This is a genomic window from Streptomyces sp. NPDC015661, assembly GCF_043077765.1.
Taxonomy (GTDB): Bacteria; Actinomycetota; Actinomycetes; order Streptomycetales; family Streptomycetaceae; genus Streptomyces.
This window is the reverse complement of record NZ_JBIBST010000007.1, coordinates 40,767-61,027: the sequence shown is the minus strand read 5'-3', so window position 1 is coordinate 61,027 and position 20,261 is coordinate 40,767. Positions and strand designations below refer to the sequence as shown.

Below are 20,261 nucleotides of genomic sequence, written 5' to 3'. Positions count from 1 at the left end.
GGCTCCGCGTACGACGAGGCCGGGCGGCCCCCCTTTCCCGGGGGTCCGCCCGGCCTTCGGGCACGACGGGACCGTCGGTTCGGGTGCCGAGACGACGGGACCCTCAGCTCGGGGTGCCGAGACGACGGGACCCTCAGCTCGGGGTGCCGAGACGACGGGACCGTCAGCTCGGGTGCTGAGACGACGGGACCGTCAGCTCGGGGTGCCGAGACGACGGGACCGTCAGCTCGGGGTGCCGACCTCCTCCACGCCCAGGTACATCACCGAGGGCCGGACGGGGTTGAAGGCGATGGCGGAGACGCCGTCGAAGGCGTTGTGCGTCTTGGTCACCGCGCCCGTGGCCGCGTCGTACCGGAAGAGATCGGTGCCGTAGCCCATGAAGTACGTGCCGTACTCGAAGTGGAGCACGTTCGGGTCGGTCGGGCTGGGGGCGAGGAGGGTGCTGTTGGTCAGCTTGTGCTCCGCCGTGTCGTCGACGATCTTGACGAAGGTGCGGCCGCCGTCGGTCGAGCGGTACAGGTGCCGGCCCTCGTTGCCCGAGCCCGGGACGGCCTCGGCGAGGTCGACGCCGACGCCGTGCACGACGGACGGGTCGGCGGGGGAGAACGCCGTCGAGAAGAGGTTCGCGTTCGTGCCGGAGGTCAGCCCGGTGGAGGCGGTCCAGGTGGCGCCGCCGTCGGTGGTCACCGCGCCGCCGCGCACCATGGCGCCGGCGACGGCGTGGTCCGGGTCGGCCGGGTCGAACGAGACCGAGTAGACGCCGGTGCCCTCGGGGAAGGCCGGGGTGCCGGTGACGGTCCAGGTGGCGCCCGCGTTCCGCGAGTCGTACAGGCGGCCGTCGGCGCCCGCGAGGCGGACGTGGTTCGGGTCGGCCGGGTCCGTGCCGAGGCCCATGACGGCCGCGACCGGAGCGGTGAGGGGCGTGACGGTGGCGCCGTCGACACGGGCGAGGTAGCCGCCGTTCGGCTCCCAGACGAAGGCGCGGGAGCCGCTGCCCGCCGTGAGCTTCGTCGTGTCCGCGCCCAGTGTCGCGACGTGGTTCCAGCTGCAGCCCGCGTCGGTGGAGCGCTGGAGCTCGCTGTTGCGGGTGGCGAGGAGGGTGTCGGCGGCGCCGAGCGCGACCAGGCCGTGGGTGTAACTGACCGGCTTGAGCGTGCCCGTGGTGCCGGCGAGGCTCGCTCCGCCGTCCGTGGTGAAGGTGACCGCACCGTCGCCGACGACGCGGTTGCAGGTCGGGGCGGTCCAGCCGGTGCTCGTGGCCGCGGTGGCCGCGGTGGCGGCGGACGGCAGGGCGAGGGTGATGGCGGCGGCGGCCGTGATGACGGCGGTACCGGCTCGCTTCATGGGTGCCTCCCTTGTGGGGTGGGGCGCACGAGGCGCTTGTCGATCTTGTTCTATCCAGGAAAGTTGATCTTGGACAGCATGATCATTTGCCAAGTTTGTTGACCGGAAAGCTTCTTGACGAAGGATCTCCTTGAGGAGCCGGTGAATACGAAAGGAATTCCGCGTGACGCGAGCGCCTCGGAAGTGCCGGTCCGCCGGTCCATTGACGGCGGATGGCTTCGCTCCTACGTTCTCGTTCGGACATACGGCCGCTGGTCGATATTTCGAACGTCTCGAACGAGAGGGATGCGCATGTCACTTCCCGAGCCCGCCGCCCGCTTCACCCTCGACCCCGACTTCACCGTCGGCCCCGTCGATCCCCGCCTCTTCGGCTCCTTCGTCGAGCACCTGGGCCGCTGCGTCTACACCGGCCTCCACGAGCCCGGCCACCCCGCCGCCGACGAGGACGGGCTGCGCACCGACGTCCTGGAGCTCGTCCGCGAGCTGGGCGTCACCGCGATCCGCTACCCCGGCGGCAACTTCGTCTCCGGACACCGCTGGGAGGACGGCGTCGGCCCGGTCGAACAGCGGCCGCGCCGGCTCGACGTCGCCTGGCGCTCCACCGAGACCAACCGCTTCGGTCTGAGCGAGTTCATGGCCTTCCTGCGGAAGCTCGGCCCGCAGGCCGAGCCGATGATGGCGCTCAACCTCGGCACCCGGGGCATCACCGAGGCCATGGACCTCGTCGAGTACGCCAACCACCCCGGCGGCACCGAACTCTCCGACCGGCGCATCGCCCACGGCGACAAGGATCCCTTCGGCATCCGCCTGTGGTGCCTCGGCAACGAGATGGACGGCGCCTGGCAGACCGGCCAGAAGACGGCGGAGGAGTACGGCCGGCTCGCCGCCCAGACGGCACGGGCCCTGCGCCAGATCGACCCCGGGCTCGAACTCGTCGCCTGCGGCAGCTCGGCGCGCGGCATGGAGACCTTCGCCGCCTGGGAGGCCACCGTCCTGGCGGAGACGTACGAGGTCGTCGACCACGTCTCCCTGCACGCCTACTACGAGGAGACCGACGGCGACCGCGACTCCTTCCTCGCCTCCGCCGTCGACATGGAGGCCTTCATCGAGGAGGTCGTCGCCACCTGCGACCACGTGGGCGCCCGGCTGAAGTCCGCCAGGAGGCTGACCCTCTCCTTCGACGAGTGGAACGTCTGGTACCAGCGCCGGCCCAACCCGCATCCGGTGGAGGACTGGCAGGAGGCCCCGCGCCTCCTGGAGGACGTCTACACCGTCACCGACGCCGTCGTCTTCGGCAGCCTCCTGATCACCCTGCTGCGCCACGCCGACCGGGTCGCGGTGGCCTGCCTCGCACAACTGGTCAACGTGATCGCCCCGATCATGACCGAGCCCGGCGGCCCCGCCTGGCGCCAGACGACGTTCTTCCCCTTCGCCCAGGCCTCCCGGTACGGCCGGGGGGCCGTGCTCGACGTGCGCGTGGCCTCGCCGACGTACCCGACGGCCCGCTTCGGGGACGTTCCGCTGCTGCACGCCACGGCCGTGCGCGGCGAGGACGGCTCGGTGACGGTCTTCGCCGTCAACCGTGGCCGGAACACGCCCCTGCCCCTGGAGGTGGCGCTGCGCGGTCTTGACCTGAGCCGGGTCGTGGAGCACAGTGCGCTCGCCGACGCGGACCCCGAGGCCCGGAACACCCTCGACGAACCGGAGCGGGTCGCACCGCACGCGGTCGAGGGCGCGCGCATCGAGGACGGGGTGCTGCGGGCGGTCCTGGAGCCGATGTCCTGGAACGTCGTCCGGCTGGTCTGACCCTCCTTCCTGAATCCTTTCAAGAGGGCCTGGGTCACTCCCGTTTCGAAGCGCTTCGAAAGATCCTGTCCGAAGCGTTGACGTGGCTGACGAGCGAACCTACTTTGTCCCAGCAAGCGCTTTCCTGAAACGTTCTAATGACGCGCGGAGGACGAACTGTGCGTACTCAAGGCACTGTTGACCGGCGAGGTCTGCTCAAGCTCGCGGGCGGGTCGATCGCGGCCCTCGGGCTGACCGCAGCGGGGTGCGGCACCGGCTCCGGATCCGGGGACGGCACCGTCACCCTCCGGTACGCATGGTGGGGCTCCGACGACCGGGCCAAGCGGATCAACCAGTCGATCGCCCTCTTCGAGAAGAAGTACCCGAAGATCAAGATCAAGACCGACTTCCAGCCGTACGCCGACTTCTGGAAGAAGTTCAACACCCAGGCGTCGGGCGGCAACGCACCGGACGTCTTCCAGAACGCCATCGGCTTCCTCCGCAAGTACGACGCGAAGAACGTCCTCCTCGACCTGCGCGAGCAGGCCGAGGCGGGCCACCTCCGCCTCGAAGGGTTCCGGGCCGGCCTGGAGAAGTTCGGCGAGGTCGACGGCAAGCTGCTCGGCATACCCGTCGGCAGCAACTCGATGGCCCTCGTCGTCGACCAGGCCGTCTTCACCAAGGCCGGCGTCGCCCCGAAGCCCGGCTGGACCTGGGACGAGTACCACGCGGCCCTCGCGAAGATCCACGACAGCCAGGGCCGGGCCGGCGACGCGGGGCCGTACGGGATCATGTACCTCTACGACCTCTACCTGCGCCAGCACGGCAAGGCCTTCTTCACCACCTCCGGCCTCGGCTTCACCGAGGCGGACCTCACGGACTGGTGGACCAAGGCGTTCGAGCGCGTGAAGTCCGGCGTGTACGCCGACCCGAAGAAGACCATCCAGGCCAAGCCCAAGTCGGCGGTCACCGCCGAACTCGCGGGTGCCGAGTTCACCTGGGACAACTTCGCCGTCCGCTACACCGCCGAGGGCAAGAGCCGGTACGGCCTCGCGCCCATCCCCACCACGGACGGCCACAAGACCGGCCAGTACCTCGGCTCCCTCATGCTCAGCGGCTCGAAGCGCACCAAGCACCCCGAGGAGGTCGCCCAGTTCATCGACTTCATGGTCCACGACCCCGAGGTCGGGAAGATCATGGGCTACGACCGGGGCGTCCCCGCCACCGAGGCCCAGTACCGGGCGTACGTGCCGACCGACGAGGTCGGCAAGCAGATCGCCGCGTACGAGAAGCAGCTCGTCGAGTCCCGCGTCCTGGAGCCGATCACCCCGCACCCGGCCGGTGCCGACGTCTGCGAGGCCGCCTTCCTGCGGCTCTCCGAGGAGATGTCCCTGGGCAAGCGGCCCGTCGCGGACGCGGTGAAGCAGTACTTCACCGAGGCGAAGACGGCGCTGTCCTCCTGATGGACGCCGCCGTGACTTCCGTACCGGATTCCGCGCGACCGGACCTCCCCGTGGACTCCCCGTCGGACGGCGGGCGCCCGCGAGGCGCTCCGCGCACCGGCGGGGCGCGCCGGGAGAGCCGCGCCGGCGGGGCGCGCGGTCGGCGCCGCACCGGCGGGGCGCGCCGGGAGAACCTCGCCGGCTACCTCTTCATGTCCCCCTGGATAGCGGGCTTCCTGCTCCTCACCGCGGGACCGATGGTCGCCTCGCTCTACTTCGCCTTCACCGACTACAACCTCTTCGACGCCCCGCGATGGATCGGCCTCGACAACTTCACCGAGATGTTCGGCGACCCCCGCTGGCGGACCTCCGTCGAGGTCACCGGCCGGTACGTGGTCATCGGCACCCCGCTGAAACTCGCCGCCGCCCTCGGCGTCGCCCTGCTGCTCAACCAGAGCCGGCGCGGACAGGGCTTCTACCGGGCCGCGTTCTACGCGCCCTCGCTCGTCGGGGCCAGCGTCTCGATCGCCATCGTCTGGCGCGCGCTCTTCTCCGACGGCGCCGCCGTCGACCGTACGCAGCAGCTCTTCGGCCTGGAGGCCGGAGGCTGGATCGGCGACCCCGACCGGATCATCTACGCCCTGGTCGCCCTCACCGTCTGGCAGTTCGGCGCGCCGATGGTCATCTTCCTCGCCGGGCTCAAGCAGGTGCCGCGCGAGCTGTACGAGGCGGCGCAGGTCGACGGGGCGAGCCCCTGGCGGAGGTTCTGGCACATCACCCTGCCGATGATCTCGCCGGTGCTCTTCTTCAACGTGCTCCTGGAGACCATCCACTCCTTCCAGATCTTCGGCTCCGCCTACATCATCGGCAGCCAGGGCAATGCCTGCGGGCCGGCCGACGGCACCCTCGTCTACACCTGTTACCTCTACATCCAGGGCTTCGAGAACAGCCGGATGGGCCTCGCCTCCGCCATGGCCTGGATGCTGCTGCTCGCCGTCGGCCTGGTCACGGCGGTCCTGTTCTGGTCCCAGCGGCGCTGGGTGCACTACGAGGAGGGGGGCCGATGAGCCTCGCCACGCGAACGGGAACACGAACGGGCCCGGTGGGCTCCGTCGCCTGGCACCTCGGTGCCCTGGCCGTCCTCGCGGTCATCCTCTACCCGGTGGTGTGGGTGATCGGCGGGTCCTTCAAGCCGAACGACGAGATCGTCGGCAGCCTGAACCTCCTCCCCACCCATCCCCTCACCGACAACTACCGGCGGCTCGCCGACGGCATCGCCGACATCCCCCTCTCCACCTTCTTCGGCAACTCCCTCTTCCTGGCCGTCGGTTCGGTGATCGGCGTGCTGATCTCCAGCTCGCTCGCCGCGTACGCCTTCGCCAAGATCGGCTTCGCCGGGCGCGGGCTGCTCTTCACCCTGATGATCGGGACGCTGCTGCTGCCGTACCACGTGCTGCTCATCCCGCAGTACGTGCTGTTCCAGAAGCTGGAACTCGTCAACACCTACACGCCGTTGCTGCTGGGCAAGTACCTGGCCACGGACGCCTTCTTCGTCTTCCTCATGCTCCAGTTCATGCGGGGGCTGCCCAGGGAGCTCGACGAGGCGGCGCGGCTCGACGGCTGCGGGCACCTGCGGACGTACTGGTCGATCGTGCTGCCGCTGTGCCGGCCGGCGCTCATCACCAGCGCGATCTTCACCTTCATCAACGCGTGGAACGACTTCATGGGCCCGCTGATCTACCTCAACGATCCCGAGAAGTACACGGTCTCGCTGGGCCTCAAGATGTTCGTCGACCAGGACGGCGTCGCCAACTACGGCGGCATGATCGCGATGTCGCTCGTCGCGCTCCTCCCGGTCATCGCCTTCTTCCTCGCCTTCCAGCGCTACCTCATCGACGGCATGGCCACGTCGGGGCTCAAGTGAGGAGCGAACGCTTCCGGGCCGGCTTCGGGGCCTTCGCCGAGAGCCTGCTGGTCGGGGTCTGGATCGCGGTGGCCGCCCTGCCACTGGTGACGCTTCCGGCGGCGCTGGCGGCCGGCGCGGGGCATCTGCGGCGCTGGACGGGCGGCGAGGCCGCGGGCCTGCGGTCCTTCGCCGCGGACCTGCGGGCGGCCCTGCGGGGCGGCGGCTGGGGAGTGGGCCTCGGCAGTCTCGCCGTCCTCGCGCTGGTCGGGGCGGACCTCACGCTCGTACGGGTGGTGCCGGTGCCCGGCGGCCGGGCGGCGGGGGCGCTGGCGATCCTCGCGGCGCTGTGGCTGACGGTCACGGTCCTCCGGGCGGCCACGGCGTGGCGTCCGTCGCTGACGTGGCGGCCCCTGCTGGCTCCCGCGGCGCGGCGCGCCCTGCGAGACCCGGCGGGATCGCTCCTGGTGGTCTGCGGCCTGGTCGTCATGGCGGCGTCGGCCTGGTTCTCCGCCCCACTGGCCCTGCCGGCCCTCGGGATCCTGGTCGCCGCGACCGTGGCGGCCGAACGCCGCGGATCCCCAACGCCCACCTGACCCGCCACCCCCGTTGTGGGCACGCGTTCCGCCGGGCGGCGCCGACCCCGTTGCGGGCAGGCGTTCCGCCGAGGCGGTGCCCACCCGCCGCCCCCCCGTTGTGGGCAGGCGTTCCGCAAGGGGCGGAACGGGTGGGCACAACGGACGGCGCCCTTGCCGGCGCCAGAGGCTCCCGCGCCTGAACCCGCACCGCAGGTACGGCGCACTCGTGGTGCGGGTCCAGGAGCGGAAGGCGGGGGCGCGGCCAGGCGCGCCGTCCCGTGTGCCCACCCTCCCCCAAGCTCTCGGCTTGGCTCGAGCAGGGGGACCCCATCGCCCCAGCGGGACGATTGCCCGCACGGCGGTGGGCGGGGGCACCGCCCAGCCGGGCGCGGGCCCACACGGGCGGGGGCACCGCACCGCACGGGCAGGCGGGCGCCGTCCCGTTGGTCCCGGCCGAAGACCTCCCCCCAGAACCCCCACTTCCACAGGCATGCCCTCCGCATGCCCTCGAAAGGAGTTTCCGTGTCCTCCCTCCCTCGTCGTTCCCTCCTCAAGGCCGCCGCCGTGGCCGGGGCCGCCGCGCAGTTCAGCTGGGCACTCGGGCGTGGGGACGCCCGGGCCGCCGTGCCCGCCGAGGCAACCGCCGCCGATCGCCCCGCGACCGTCGCCTGGCTGGAGCCCGGCGGGCTCGGTGCGGCCGCCGGGTCGACCTTCGGTGTCGCCTGGCCCCAGGGCGTTCACCCCGCCGACCGGACCTTCGCGCTCACCACCGCCGACGGCGCCCCCGTCCCCGTACAGACGTGGACGACCGCCCGCTGGCCCGACGGTTCCCTCAAGTGGACCGCGCACGCCGTCGGGCCCGAGGCCGCCGGCGCCGAGCGGTTCAGCCTCGCCCCCGGGACCTCCGCCGACGGCGCGAAGACCGTCTCCGTCAGCCAGACCGACCGCCGCATCACCGTCGACACGGGGACCGTCCGGGCCGTCCTCTCCAAGGACGGCGGGAAGCTCGTCGAGTCCGTCACCCGCGACGGCGTGAAGATCGCGACCGACGGCCGGCTGGTCCTCCTCCGGCAGAGCGACCTCGTCGACGGCGACCAGGGCAACGCCAAGTGGGAGCGGTTCGACGGCGAGATCTCCGGAGCCACCGTCGAACAGAGCGGCCCCGTCCGGGCCGTGGTCCGGGTCGACGGCAAGCACCGCAAGGGAAGCCGAAGTTGGCTGCCGTTCTCCGTGCGGCTGTACTTCTACGCCGGGTCCGAGTCCTTCCGGATGGTGCACACGATCACCTACGACGGCGACCAGAACCAGGACTTCATCCGTGGCCTCGGCGTCCGGTTCACCGTTCCCCTGCGCGACGCACCCTACGACCGCCACATCCGCATCGCCGGCGAGGGCGCCGGCTTCCTCACCGAAGCCGTCCAGGGCATCACCGGCCTGCGCCGTGATCCCGGCGCCGCCGTCCGCACCGCCCAGGTCAAGGGCGAGAAGCTGCCCGACCCCGCCACCTGGGACCAGCGCGTCACCAGCCGCCTCCAGTACGTCCCCACCTGGGGCGACTACACCCTGTCCCAGCTCTCCGCCGACGGGTTCGGGATCCGCAAGCGCACCAAGGCCGGGCACGGTTGGATCGCCGCCGGCGGCGGCCGCCGCGCGAGCGGTTTCGGCTACGTCGGCGGCGTGACCGGCGGACTCTCCTTCGGTCTGCGGGACTTCTGGCAGAAGCACCCCGCCCAGCTCGACGTCCGCGGCGCCGCCGGCGACGCCGCCGAGGTCACCCTCTGGCTCTGGTCGCCCGAGGCCCAGCCCATGGACCTGCGCTTCTACCACGACGGCATGGGCCAGGACACGTACGCCGAACAGCTCGAAGGCCTCAACATCACCTACGAGGACCACGAGCCCGGCTTCGGCACCCCCTACGGCATCGCCCGTACCAGCGAGCTGATGTTCTGGGCCAACGCCGCCACCCCCACCGCCGACACCCTCGTCGCCCAGGCCGCCGCCGTCCGCACCCCGCCGCAGCTGGCGGCGAGCCCCGAAGACCTCGTCCGCGCCCGGGTGTTCGGCGGGCTCTTCTCGCCCGTCGACCGGTCCACCCCGGCGAAGGCCAGGATCGAGGACCACCTCGACTACCTCTTCGCGTACTACAAGGACCAGGCCGAGCAGCGCCGTTGGTACGGCTTCTGGGACTACGGCGACATCATGCACACCTACGACGAGGACCGGCACCAGTGGCGGTACGACATCGGCGGCTACGCCTGGGACAACTCCGAACTCTCGCCCGACCTCTGGCTCTGGTACGCCTACCTGCGCTCCGGCCGCGCCGACGTCTTCCGCTTCGCCGAGGCCATGACCCGCCACACCGGCGAGGTCGACGTCTACCACCTCGGACAGTGGGCCGGCCTCGGCACCCGCCACGGCGTCCAGCACTTCGCCGACAGCGCGAAGCAGCAGCGGATCTCCACCGCCGTCTACCGCCGGCCCTACTACTTCCTCACCGCCGACGAACGGGTCGGAGACCTCATGCACGAGCAGGTCGACTCCGACGAGACCTTCCTCGTCCTCGACCCCATCCGCAAGATCCGCACCGAGCCCTACACCCCCGACCGGCACGCCCTGTCGGTCGGCTTCGGCACCGACTGGAGCGGTCTCGCCGCGGCCTGGCTCACCGAGTGGGAGCGAGGCGGCCCCAAGGCCGCCAAGGCCGAGGCGCGGCTGCGCTCCACCATGGAGACGATCGCCGCCCAGCCCAACGGCTTCGTGCAGGGCACCGGCCTCTACGACCTCGACACCGGCCGCTTCGCGATCGCCGACAAGCCCGTCGTCGGCGTCTCCCACCTCTCCGCCATGTTCGGCCTCGTCGAGATGTGCGCCGAACTCATCGACCTCATCGACATGCCGGCCTTCAAGAGCGCCTGGCTCGACTACTGCCGCTACTTCAACGCCACCAAGACCGAACAGGCCGCCCGTTACGGACAGAACTTCGGAACGCTGCTCCTCTTCCAGGGCCACTCGCGCCAGGACGCCTACGCCGCGGCCCAGTTGAACGACACCAAGCTCGCGCAGCGCGCCTGGGCCAGGTTCGACAAGAGCGACGGGTACACGGCGGCCATGGTCTGGGAAAAGACCCCCGTCCAGGGCTCCGCCGCCCTCGAACCCGGCTACGAGCACCTGTGGATCAGCACCAACACCACCGCCCTGTTCGGACTCGCCGCCATCCAGAACCTCGCCCTCGTCGGCGAGCACCTGCCCAAGTGAGGCCCACGATGAGAACGACAGCCCTGCTCGCCACGGCGGCGGCCCTGCTCGGGACGCTCGCCGCCGCGCCCGCCGCCCACGCCGACGGTCCCTTCGGACAGGGCCTCGACCACTGCGCCCCCACCGGCACCGGGGCGCTCGCCTGCCACTTCGACATCGCCCCCGGTACGTACGACGTGACCGTGACCCTCGGCGGCGAGAGCGCCGGGGCGACCGCCGTCAGCGGCGAGACCCGGCGGGCGCTGCTCGCCGAGACCGCCACCGGGGCGGGGGAGCTGCTTCGGCGCTCCTTCACCGTGGACGTCCGCGACCCCGAGGGCGAGCCCACCGGGGGCACCGGCAGCCCGGGCCTCGACCTCGTCCTCGGCGGGTCGGCCCCCCGCGTCACCGCGCTCCGGGTGACCCCGGCGCCCGCCGCCCGGCGGCTCTTCCTGGTCGGGGACTCGACGGTCTGCGACCAGCCGGGCGATCCGTACACCGGGTGGGGGCAGATGCTGCCGGTCCACCTCCGGCGGGGCGTCGCCGTCGCCAACCACGCCGACTCCGGCGAGAGCACCGTCACCTTCCTGGCGAACCCGGCGCTCTTCGACCGGGTGGAGGCCGAGATCCGGCCCGGGGACCCGGTCCTGATCCAGCTCGCCCACAACGACAAGCAGACGGACGCGGCCACGTACCGGGCCAACCTCACGACGCTGGTCGAGCGGGTACGGGCGAGGGGCGGCGAACCGGTCCTGGTGACGCCCGTCGTACGGCGCTGGTTCAACGCCGACGGCACCCTGAACAACGGGATCGCGCTGCTGGTCAACGGCCTCGGCGTCGACCACCCGGCCGAGATCCGGGCCCTCGCCGGCACCCTCGGGACCCCGCTGATCGACCTCACCGCCCTCACGAAGGCGCGGGTCGAACAGCTGGGCCCGGAGGCGTCCAAGGCGCTCTACCTGACGGCCGAGAAGCGGGACAACACCCACACCTCGGTCCGTGGGGCCACCGAGTACGCGGCCCTCGTCGCCGGGGAGCTGCGGGCCCGGGGCATCCTCCCGGCCCCGCTGTTCCGGCCCTAACCCCCCACGGGGGAGAACGTGAAGGAGAAGGACGCCGGGGCCACGCCGAGCCGGTGTTCGGGCAGCACCCCCGGTCCACAGGACTGCGAGCCGATGCCGTGCTGGGCGTGGTCCAGGTGCAGCCAGAGGGTGTCGCCCGGCACCAGATCGGTGTCGTGGGCGGCCGCGTCCAGCTGCTCGGTGGTCCAGCGGCGGGCGGTGAACGCGAAGGCGGGCTCGCCCGCCACCCGTACGCCGTCGCCTCCGCCGGTGAGCGAGAGCCACCGGGTGTCGATCCGGGCCCCGTTCTCCTGCGGTCGCAGGTACGGGGTCCGGAGCGCGTCCACCGCGGCCTCCCAGCGGCCGAGCCGGGCGGCGGCCCGGGTGTCGGGGTAGGCCTCGCCCGGCCCGCCGCCGTACCAGACGGCCCGGTCCAGGGCGGCCGGCAGACCGAGGCGGACGCCGAGCCGGGGGAGCGGCAACCGCCAGTCGCCCTCGGGGGCGACCTCCACCCGGAGCCGCAGCGCCGTGCCGTCCGAGGTCCAGCGGTACGTGGTGCGCAGGCCGACCGCCTGGGCGGCGGGCGCCACCCGTGTCCGTACGGTCAGGGTGTCGCCGTCGAGGGCGACCTCGTCGACGCGGTGCCGCATCCGGTGCAGCCCGAGCTCGCGCCAGAGCGGCCCGTGCTGCTCGTCGGGCTGCCAGGGCGCACCGTCGTCGTTGTCGGTGGGCGCCCGCCAGACGTCGAGCCGCAGACCACCGGTGACGGGGACGCCGCCGAGGGCCAGCGGCTCACCGCTGCGGAGGTCGAAGACCCCGGGGCCGAGGACGATCCTTCCCCCGGCCAGGACGGGCCGCACGGTGGTCACCTCACGCGGGGCGGGGACGGGCCCGGCGGCCTCGGTCGCCGGGAACTGCCCCCACGCCACCTCGTGGCCCTGCGGGGCCCAGGCGGTGGCGGTGGCGAGTTCCGCGCGTACGGTCCAGCGCGTCTCGGCCTCCGCCGGGTGCGCGGGCGGCGTCGGCAGTGCGACGCGGGCGCTCTCCCCGGCGGCGAGCGCGGGCACCTCAAGGGGGCCGCCGGCGAGGGTCTCGCCGTCGGCCAGGAAGGACCAGGTGAAGGCGAGATGCGCGAGGTCGGCGACGTCATGACCGTTCGTCACCAGGACGGTGCCCGGACCCCCGGAGCTGATCCGGACGGGTTCGATCACCTTCTTGTACTCGAGCAGCCCCGGCGACGGCGTCCGGTCGGGGAACAGCAGCCCGTCGCAGACGAAGTTCCCGTCGTGCAGTTCCTCCCCGAAGTCCCCGCCGTAGCCGTACCCGTGGACGGGGTGGGCCAGGCCGTGGTCGATCCACTCCCAGACGAAGCCGCCCTGGCAGCGCTCGTACGTCTCGAAGAGCCGCTGGTACTCCGGGAGACCGCCGGGCCCGTTGCCCATGGCGTGGGCGTACTCGCACATGAGGAACGGGAGTGCGCGCCGGGCCTCCGGGCCCCCGTCGGCCCGGCGGCCGATCTCCTCGACCTCGGCGTGCGGGACGTACATCCGCGAGTAGACGTCGGTGTCGGCGCAGGAGCGGTCGCCCTCGTAGTGGACGAGCCGGGACGGGTCGCGATCGCGGATCCACTCCGCCATGGCGGTGAGCCCGGCGCCCGTTCCGCATTCGTTGCCGAGGGACCACAGGACGACCGAGGGGTGGTTCTTGTCGCGTTCGACGAGCCGGGCCGCCCGGTCGAGCAGGGCCGGCGTCCAGCGCGGGTCGTCGACCGGGTTGCCCTGCCAGTCGAGTTCCTGGAATCCGTGCGTCTCCAGGTCGCCCTCGTCGACGACCCACAGCCCGTACGCGTCGCACAGGTCGAGGAAGGCGGGGTGCGGCGGGTAGTGGGAGGTGCGGACGGCGTTGACGTTGTGCCGCTTCATCAGCTCCACGTCCGCGCGCAGGGTCGCGAGGTCGAGCGCGCGGCCGTGCTCCGGGTGGAACTCGTGCCGGTTCACGCCCCGGAAGAGGATCCGGCGCCCGTTGACCTTCAGGACGCCGTCCTCGACCGCGACCGTCCGGAAGCCGATCCGCAGCGGGATCCGTTCGCCGGCGGTGGCGAGTTCACCCTCGTACAGGCGGGGGACCTCGGCGCTCCACGGTTCTACCCGCACCCTCGCCGCCGCCCCCGTGGCGAGGTCGAGGCCGAGTTCGGGCACGGTGACCCGTCCGGGTACGTCGCACTCGACGTGCAGGGTGCCTTCGCCTGTGAGGTGGTCGTACGAGGCGTGCACGAAGAAGTCGCCGGGTGCGCCCTCCGGCCGGTGGAGCAGCGTCACGTCACGGAAGACGCCGGGCAGCCACCACTGGTCCTGGTCCTCCAGGTAGGAACCGGAGGACCACTGGTGGACACGGACGGCGAGGACGTTGTCCCGGGCCTTCAGAAGGGGGCCGACGGCGAACTCGTGGGCCAGCCGGGAGCCCTTGAACTCGCCGAGCTCCGTGCCGTTGAGCCAGACCCGGGCGCAGGACTCGACCCCGTCGAAGCGGAGGACGGCCCCGCCCTCCGCCGGCCAGTCGGCGGGCAGGTCGAAGCGGCGCAGATGGTCGCCGGTGGGGTTCTCGGTGGGGACGCGGGGCGCGTCGACGGGGAAGGGGTAGCGGACGTTGGTGTAGGCCGGGCCGCCGTACTCCGTGCCCTTGCCCTGGAGCACCCAGTGGCCCGGCACCGTGACCGTCCCCCAGGCGCCCGCGTCGAAGCCGGGGGCCGCGAACGAGGCGTCCTCGGCGTCGGCGGTGGGGGAGAGACGGAAGGCCCAGTCGCCGCCGAGGGAGAGGGCGACGGCGTCGGAGCGGGCGTACCAGGCGCGGGGCGGGAGCGTGCCGCGACCGGGGGAGACGTCTTCGTACCAGGGCAGGGCGGACATGATCCTCCTGTCGGAGAGAGGGGTGAGAGGGGTGAGAGGGGAGAGAGGCGAGAGGTGCCGGAGGTTTCGCAGAGAGGACGGGGAGCCCCATGACGGTGCAGAAAGCGCTTGCCGGACGGTGTCCATCCCACCGCGCCGGGAAGCCGTGCACAACCCCACCCGGGGCCCGGGTCCTTGGACTCTTCGCGACCCGCCTGGACAGCTCGACGAACCGCCGCTTAGGGTCGGGAGCCGAATCGTCGGGCGGCCGCCCGCACCACCGGGAACCGTCCAGGAGCACGCACGTGGTCACCCTCGCCGATGTCGCCCGCCACGCCGGCGTCTCGGCCAGCACCGTCAGCTACGTGCTCAGCGGGAAGCGCTCCATATCCGCCCCCACCCGCGAGCGCATCCAGCACAGCATCGACGCCCTCGGCTACCGGCCGCACGCCGGTGCCCGCGCGCTCGCCAGCAGCCGGACGAACATCCTCGCGCTGATGATGCCGCTGCGCACCGGCCTCTACGTCCCCGTGATGATGGAGATCGCGATGGCCGTCACCACCACCGCGCGCTCCCACGGCTACGACGTGCTGCTGCTCACCGGAGAGGAAGGCCCCGAGGCCGTCCGCCGCGTCGAGGGCAGCGCCGTCGCCGACGCCATGATCGTCATGGACGTCGGGCTCGACGACCCCCGGCTCCCCTGCCTCCAGGAGGCCGAGCGGCCCTCCGTACTCATCGGCCTGCCCGCCGAGACGGTGGAGGCCGCCGACGCCACCGGACTCGACAGCGTCGACCTCGACTTCGAGGCCGCCGGAGCCCGCTGCGTCGAGCACCTCGCCGGCCTCGGCCACACCCGGATCGCGGTCCTCGGTGAACCGCCCGCCGTGTACGAGCGGGGCACGGGCTTCGCCGCCCGCACCCTCACCGGACTGCGCGCCGCCGCCGGGACCCACGCTGTCGGACTGCTCCACCGTCCCGTCGACGGCACCTACGCGGCCGTCGCCGCCGCCGTCACCCGCGTCTTCGAGGAACGCCCCGGCACCACCGCCCTCGTCGTCCAGAACGAGGCCGCCGTCGAACCCCTCCTCGCGCTCCTGCGCCACCAGGGCCGCGCCGTGCCCGAGGACGTCTCCGTCGTCGCCATCTGCCCCGACCAGGTCGCCGTGCACGCCTCCGTGCCGCTCACCTCCGTCTCCGTACCCGCCCGGGAGATGGGCCGCCTCGCCGTCGAGCGGATCGTCGGCCGCCTCGACGGTGAGCCCCCGCGCGGGGCGCGGCTCATCGCGCCCGTCCTCACGGCCCGCGCGAGCACGGGCCCGGCCTTCCGCACCGAGGACGCTCGTGATCACGGCGGGCGCTGACGCCGACGACGACGCGACGGAGTTCCGGGCCTTCTTCGAGCGCCACTACGCCGAACTCGCGCGCCTGGCCCATCTGTTGACCGGCGAGAGCGACGCCGCCGACGACCTCGCCGCCGACGCCATGCTCGCGCTGTGGAACCGCTGGGACCGGGTCCGCGCCGCCGACCACCCCGCCGCCTACGCCCGGGGCGTCGTCGCCAACCTCGTCCGCACCCGCATCCGCGGCACGGTCCGCGAACGGCGCCGGATCGCCGCCTTCTGGGACCGCCGCCCGGAGCACACCGAGGACCCGGACGTCCCCGCCGTCGTCGACGTGCGCACCGCGCTGCGTGCCCTGCCCTTCCGCAAGCGCGCCTGCGTCGTGCTCCGGCACGCCTTCGACCTCTCCGAACGCGACACCGCCCTCGCGCTCGGCGTCTCCGTCGGCACGGTCAAGAGCCAGACGGCCAAGGGCATGGCGGAACTCCAGCGGCTGCTCGGCGACCGGGCCGCCACCGAACTCGCCGCGGGGAGGCGCTGATGGACGAGACACGGCTCCGCCGCGAGCTGCGGGAGGCGGCGCGCGCGCACCGGCCCGACCACGCCCGCATCCTCGCCCGGGTGGAACGGGGCATGGCCGCGCCCGCGCCGGCCGGCCGGCGCACCCGATCGCCTCGCCCGTCGGCCGGCCGCCGCCGGGTCGTGGTCCTCGCCGTCACCGCGGCCGTCGCCGGGGTCGTCGGCATCGGCGGCCTCGCGGTGACCACCCGGGACGACCGGCCCGCCGGACCCGCCACCACCCTGCCCGCGCCCGGCCCCACGGCCCGCGCCACCGGCACCGTCGACCCCGGCAGCAACCGCTGGTGGGCACAGAGCGACCTCGCCGTGACGACGGGATCGCCGCTCGCCGGCCTCACCGTCGAGCTGCGGATCGCCCGTACCCCCGGCGTCGCGAGCACGGGGCACTGGCGCACCCGCCCCGCCGAGGACTTCACCGTGACCGTGACCGCGGAACCCAGGGCCCTGGTCTACCGGTGGACGCTCAAGCCGGGGCGCCCGGTGCCGCCCGGCTCCCACACCTTCGCCGGCCAGTACAACCACGCCGAAGGCGTGCGCGACGCCTCGGCCGACACGTACGACATCGTCCTGACCGGCACCGACGGCGGCCGCACCACCCTCCGGGGCGGCTTCGGGCCCCGCGGGAACTGAACGACTTGCGGTTGACGCGGCGTCAACCCCTACGTTCTTCGAGCGGGGCCGGAGACACCGGCCCCGGCGAAGGAAGGACACCGTCATGGCCTGGTCGATCGCGGACGTGGCCCGGATGTCCGGGGTGACCTCCCGGACGCTGCGGCACTACGACGAGATCGGTCTGCTGGAGCCCGCGTGGACCGCGAGCGACGGGCACCGTCACTACGAGGAGCCCCAGCTGCTGCGCCTCCAGCAGATCCTGCTCATGCGGGAGCTGGATCTGGGCCTGCGCGAGATCCGGGAGGTCCTGGACAGCGGGGCCGACCGCGTGACGGTCCTGCGCGAGCACCACGCCCGGCTGCTCGCGGAGCAGGACCGGCTCGGCACCCTGGCCCGCACGGTCGCCCGCACCATCGCCGAACTCGAGGAAAACGAGGACGAGCACATGGTGGAGATCAACCGCCCCGAGAACCTCTTCGAGGGCTTCCAGCCCGACCCCGACCTGGAGGCCGAGACCCGCGAGCGCTATCCGCAGGCGTACGAGCAGTCCCGGCAGGCCGTCGAGGCGCTGACCCCGGAGACCGCCGAGCGGTGGCAGCGCGAGGTCACCGCCCAGATGATCCGCTTCGCCGAGTTCATGGCCGCCGGCACGCCCGCCGACGCCCCTGCGGTCCAGGCCGAGGTGGACGTCCACTACCGGGACGTCTGCCGCTTCTGGACCCCGAACGCCGAGGCGTACCGGGGGCTGGCCCGGACCTACGTCGAGGACGACCGGTTCCGGGAGAACTTCGACCGGATCGCCGTCGGTCTCGCCGAGTACGAGTGCCGGGCGATGACCGTCTACGCGGACACCCGGCTGAGCTGAGACGGGCCGGTCCGCGCACTACTCCGGGCCGATCCCCCCTCGCCCGTGCGGCGGAGGGGGCTCGGCCCGTCGGGCGATCCGCCGGGCCCTCGCGGACGGGACCGTGGTCGGTGACGGGCCGACCGCCGGCCCACCGACACCGAGGACCGCGCGATGAAGACGACGAGTACCGGTTTCCGCGGCGAAGGACAGGGCCGGTTCCGCGCCGCCTGGCGCGCCGCCCACACCCCCGTCCCGGGCGTCTCGCCCCGCGCCCGGCTCCTCGCGCTCGCCGTGCCCCTGACGGTGCTCCCGGCGAGCCTCTGGCGTCTCCCCGCCGCCTTCGACGCCGGGATCGGCATCGGCGAGCGCGTGTACATCGTCTTCCTCTCGGTCTTCTCCGAGGCGGTCGCCTTCACCGCGTTCGGGCTCGTCGCCCGCTGGGGCGAGGTCGTCCCCGCCTGGGTCCCGGGCCTGCGCGGCCGCCGGGTCCCTCCGGCGGCGGTGCTGGTGCCCGCCGCCCTCGGCGCCACCGCCCTCACGCTCCTGTGGACCGTGCTGACCCTCGCCACGGAGATCATGGGCACCACGCTCCAGGGCGCCCCTCTGCCCGCGGACTTCCCCAGCCGGAGGGGTGGGTGGATGGCCGTCTCCTACTACGTCTGCTACGCCCCGCTGGTGCTGTGGGGGCCGCTGCTCGCGCTGCTCGCCGTCGCGTACGGCAGGCGTCGCGCCCACAGCGCGCCGCGGTAGTGACGGGGGCGTCTCCGTCGTGAACAACGGCGGACCCCCGGGCCGTCCGTCCCGTCCCCCGGCACGGGCCCGAGCGGCAACCCTTCTCCCCGCGGCGGCGACCTGAGGACAACGAGTCCGCACGCCGTCGAAGGAGACGTAGCCGATGAGCCCGTACGACACACCCCGCCTCCCCCTGCACCGCCGCACCCTCCTCGGCGCGGCGGCCGCCGGAGCCGCGCTCGCGGTGGTCCCGTCCACGGCCGGCGCCGCCGGGTTCGGCTGGAGCGACGACGGGAGCCAGTACGTCGTCGACACCGGCGCCGGACTCGTCTTCAAGGTCTCCAAGTCGACCGGCGACCTCACCTCGCTCGTTCACAAGGGCAAGGAGTACGAGGGGTACGGCGGCAAGCACTCGCACGTCGAGTCCGGCCTCGGCACCTCCACCGTCACCATCGCCCAGACCGGCTCCACCGTCCTCGTCACCGTCGTCCACGGCACCCTCCGCCACTATCTGGCGGCCCGCGCGGGCTTCAACAACGTCTATCTGTGGACCGACAAGGCCGACACCTCCGTCACCGCCACCCGCTTCATCGCCCGCCTCAAGCCGGGGATCTTCCCCAACGAGGGCTCCGACTCCTGGGTCGAGGGCGCCGACACCGTCATCGAGGCCGGGGACGTGTGGCAGCGGGCCGACGGACAGACCCGTTCCAAGCACTACTCCGGCGTCCGCGTCATGGACTACACCCACATCGGGTACACCACCGGCTCCGTCGGCCTCTGGATGGTCCGCTCCAACCACGAGAAGGCCTCCGGCGGGCCCTTCTACCGCTCGCTGCTCCGCCACTCCAACGAACTCGGCGTCGGCCTCTACGAGATCCTCCACTACAACCAGTCCCAGACCGAGGCGATGCGCTTCGGCCTCCAGGGGCCCTACGTCCTCGCGTTCACCGACGGCGGCGCACCCGACCCGGCGCTGTACGCCGCGAACCACGACACCTCCTGGGTCGACGGCCTCGCCCTCCCGAACTGGGTCGGCGCCGCCGGACGCGGCCGGGTCGCGGGCGTGGGCCTCGCCGGCATGGACCCGGACCATCCGTACACGGTCGGCTTCGCCAACGCCGACGCCCAGTACTGGACCGGTGCCGCCGCCGGCACCGGCGCCTTCTCCTGCCGGGGCATGCTGCCCGGCACGTACACCCTCACCGTGTACAAGGGCGAACTCGCCGTCCACACCGGCACGGTGACCGTCACCGCCGGGACCGCCACCGCCCTCCACACGATCACCCTCGCCGACGATCCGAGCACGGCCCCCGCGATCTGGCGCGTCGGCGACTGGGACGGCACCCCCGGCGCCTTCAAGAACGCGGGCCTCATGACGTACGCCCACCCCGCCGACGTCCGCGCCGCGCCCTGGACCGGGAACGTCGTCCTCGACGGCGGGGACGTGTCCGGATCCTTCCCCTGCTACCTCTGGAAGGACGTCAACGACGGCGTCCTCGTGTACTTCAGGCTCACCGCCGCCCAGGCCGCCGCGGCGCACACCCTGAGGATCGGCGTCACCACGGCCTTCCTCAACGGACGCCCGCAGGTCACCGTCAACGACTGGGTCTCCGCGATCCCCTCGCCCCCGACCCAGCCGTCGACCCGGTCGCTGACCAACGGCTCGTACCGGGGCAACAACCACACCTTCACGTACGTCGTCCCGGCGAGCGCCTGGAAGACGGACCCGAGCCAGTACAACGTGCTCCGGCTGAACATCGTCAGCGGCTCCACCGGCACCGGCTTCCTCAGCCCCGGCACCGCGATCGACTGCGTCGATCTGCTGCCGTGACGCCCGCGCACCATTGACACCGCCCGTGCGTCAATCGTCATGATCTTGGTGTTGGTGCCGGTCAGGGGTGTGATGGCAGGCTGAGGCC

General features: G+C 72.6%; 15 protein-coding genes. 13 read left to right on the top strand and 2 right to left on the bottom strand.

What is annotated here, in order from left to right; translation table 11 throughout:
• Positions 1 to 222: 222 nt before the first annotated feature.
• Positions 223 to 1,344: a dispase autolysis-inducing protein gene (locus ACF07V_RS19760; RefSeq protein ID WP_392155765.1), complete on the bottom strand. Its 1,122-nt coding sequence runs from the start codon at positions 1,342 to 1,344 to the stop codon at positions 223 to 225.
• Positions 1,345 to 1,635: 291 nt separating this feature from the next.
• Between ACF07V_RS19760 and ACF07V_RS19755 the strand changes: the two genes are divergently transcribed.
• The 7 genes from ACF07V_RS19755 to ACF07V_RS19725 all read left to right on the top strand — a co-directional run bounded on the left by ACF07V_RS19755 (position 1,636) and on the right by ACF07V_RS19725 (position 11,368).
• Positions 1,636 to 3,150 (top strand): alpha-N-arabinofuranosidase, encoded by a 1,515-nt coding sequence (locus ACF07V_RS19755; protein WP_392155763.1) that lies wholly within the window; start codon positions 1,636 to 1,638, stop codon positions 3,148 to 3,150.
• A 158-nt stretch (positions 3,151 to 3,308) separates the two neighbouring features.
• Positions 3,309 to 4,592 carry an ABC transporter substrate-binding protein gene (locus ACF07V_RS19750; protein WP_392155761.1) on the top strand — a complete coding sequence of 428 codons (1,284 nt, stop codon included), beginning with the start codon at positions 3,309 to 3,311 and terminating at the stop codon, positions 4,590 to 4,592.
• Positions 4,592 to 5,638, top strand: a complete 1,047-nt coding sequence (locus ACF07V_RS19745; RefSeq protein ID WP_392155759.1) for a carbohydrate ABC transporter permease — start codon at positions 4,592 to 4,594, stop codon at positions 5,636 to 5,638. Before ACF07V_RS19750 ends, ACF07V_RS19745 begins: the two co-directional genes overlap by 1 nt.
• Positions 5,635 to 6,495 carry a carbohydrate ABC transporter permease gene (locus ACF07V_RS19740; protein WP_392155757.1) on the top strand — a complete coding sequence of 287 codons (861 nt, stop codon included), beginning with the start codon at positions 5,635 to 5,637 and terminating at the stop codon, positions 6,493 to 6,495. The genes ACF07V_RS19745 and ACF07V_RS19740 overlap by 4 nt, the downstream gene beginning before the upstream one ends.
• Complete coding sequence (locus ACF07V_RS19735; RefSeq protein WP_392155755.1) at positions 6,492 to 7,070, top strand: hypothetical protein; 579 nt, start codon at positions 6,492 to 6,494, stop codon at positions 7,068 to 7,070. The genes ACF07V_RS19740 and ACF07V_RS19735 overlap by 4 nt, the downstream gene beginning before the upstream one ends.
• A 504-nt stretch (positions 7,071 to 7,574) precedes the next feature.
• Positions 7,575 to 10,307: a Tat pathway signal sequence domain protein gene (locus tag ACF07V_RS19730; RefSeq protein WP_392155753.1), complete on the top strand. Its 2,733-nt coding sequence runs from the start codon at positions 7,575 to 7,577 to the stop codon at positions 10,305 to 10,307.
• An 8-nt stretch (positions 10,308 to 10,315) separates the two neighbouring features.
• A complete protein-coding gene (locus tag ACF07V_RS19725; RefSeq protein ID WP_392155751.1) occupies positions 10,316 to 11,368 on the top strand; it encodes a rhamnogalacturonan acetylesterase in 1,053 nt (350 codons plus the stop codon).
• On the opposite strand, the gene ACF07V_RS19720 is transcribed toward ACF07V_RS19725, so the two are convergent.
• Positions 11,365 to 14,253, bottom strand: a complete 2,889-nt coding sequence (locus ACF07V_RS19720; RefSeq protein WP_392155750.1) for a glycoside hydrolase family 2 TIM barrel-domain containing protein — start codon at positions 14,251 to 14,253, stop codon at positions 11,365 to 11,367. The genes ACF07V_RS19725 and ACF07V_RS19720 overlap by 4 nt on opposite strands.
• Positions 14,254 to 14,537: 284 nt before the next feature.
• Here ACF07V_RS19720 and ACF07V_RS19715 point away from each other — a divergent pair, with 284 nt between their 5' ends.
• The 6 genes from ACF07V_RS19715 to ACF07V_RS19690 all read left to right on the top strand — a co-directional run bounded on the left by ACF07V_RS19715 (position 14,538) and on the right by ACF07V_RS19690 (position 20,173).
• The gene (locus ACF07V_RS19715; RefSeq protein ID WP_392155748.1) at positions 14,538 to 15,593 is read left to right on the top strand and encodes a LacI family DNA-binding transcriptional regulator; all 1,056 of its coding nucleotides are present in this window, start codon (positions 14,538 to 14,540) and stop codon (positions 15,591 to 15,593) included.
• Positions 15,574 to 16,113: a SigE family RNA polymerase sigma factor gene (locus ACF07V_RS19710; RefSeq protein WP_392155746.1), complete on the top strand. Its 540-nt coding sequence runs from the start codon at positions 15,574 to 15,576 to the stop codon at positions 16,111 to 16,113. The genes ACF07V_RS19715 and ACF07V_RS19710 overlap by 20 nt, the downstream gene beginning before the upstream one ends.
• The gene (locus ACF07V_RS19705) at positions 16,113 to 16,781 is read left to right on the top strand and encodes a hypothetical protein (protein ID WP_392155744.1); all 669 of its coding nucleotides are present in this window, start codon (positions 16,113 to 16,115) and stop codon (positions 16,779 to 16,781) included. Before ACF07V_RS19710 ends, ACF07V_RS19705 begins: the two co-directional genes overlap by 1 nt.
• Positions 16,782 to 16,866: 85 nt before the next feature.
• On the top strand, positions 16,867 to 17,628 hold the full coding sequence (locus tag ACF07V_RS19700) for a MerR family transcriptional regulator (protein WP_392155743.1): 762 nt from the start codon (positions 16,867 to 16,869) through the stop codon (positions 17,626 to 17,628).
• Between the two features lie 153 nt (positions 17,629 to 17,781).
• Positions 17,782 to 18,360 (top strand): hypothetical protein, encoded by a 579-nt coding sequence (locus ACF07V_RS19695; protein ID WP_392155741.1) that lies wholly within the window; start codon positions 17,782 to 17,784, stop codon positions 18,358 to 18,360.
• 145 nt (positions 18,361 to 18,505) lie between these two features.
• Complete coding sequence (locus ACF07V_RS19690; protein WP_392155739.1) at positions 18,506 to 20,173, top strand: rhamnogalacturonan lyase B N-terminal domain-containing protein; 1,668 nt, start codon at positions 18,506 to 18,508, stop codon at positions 20,171 to 20,173.
• The last annotated feature ends 88 nt before the right edge of the window (positions 20,174 to 20,261 follow it).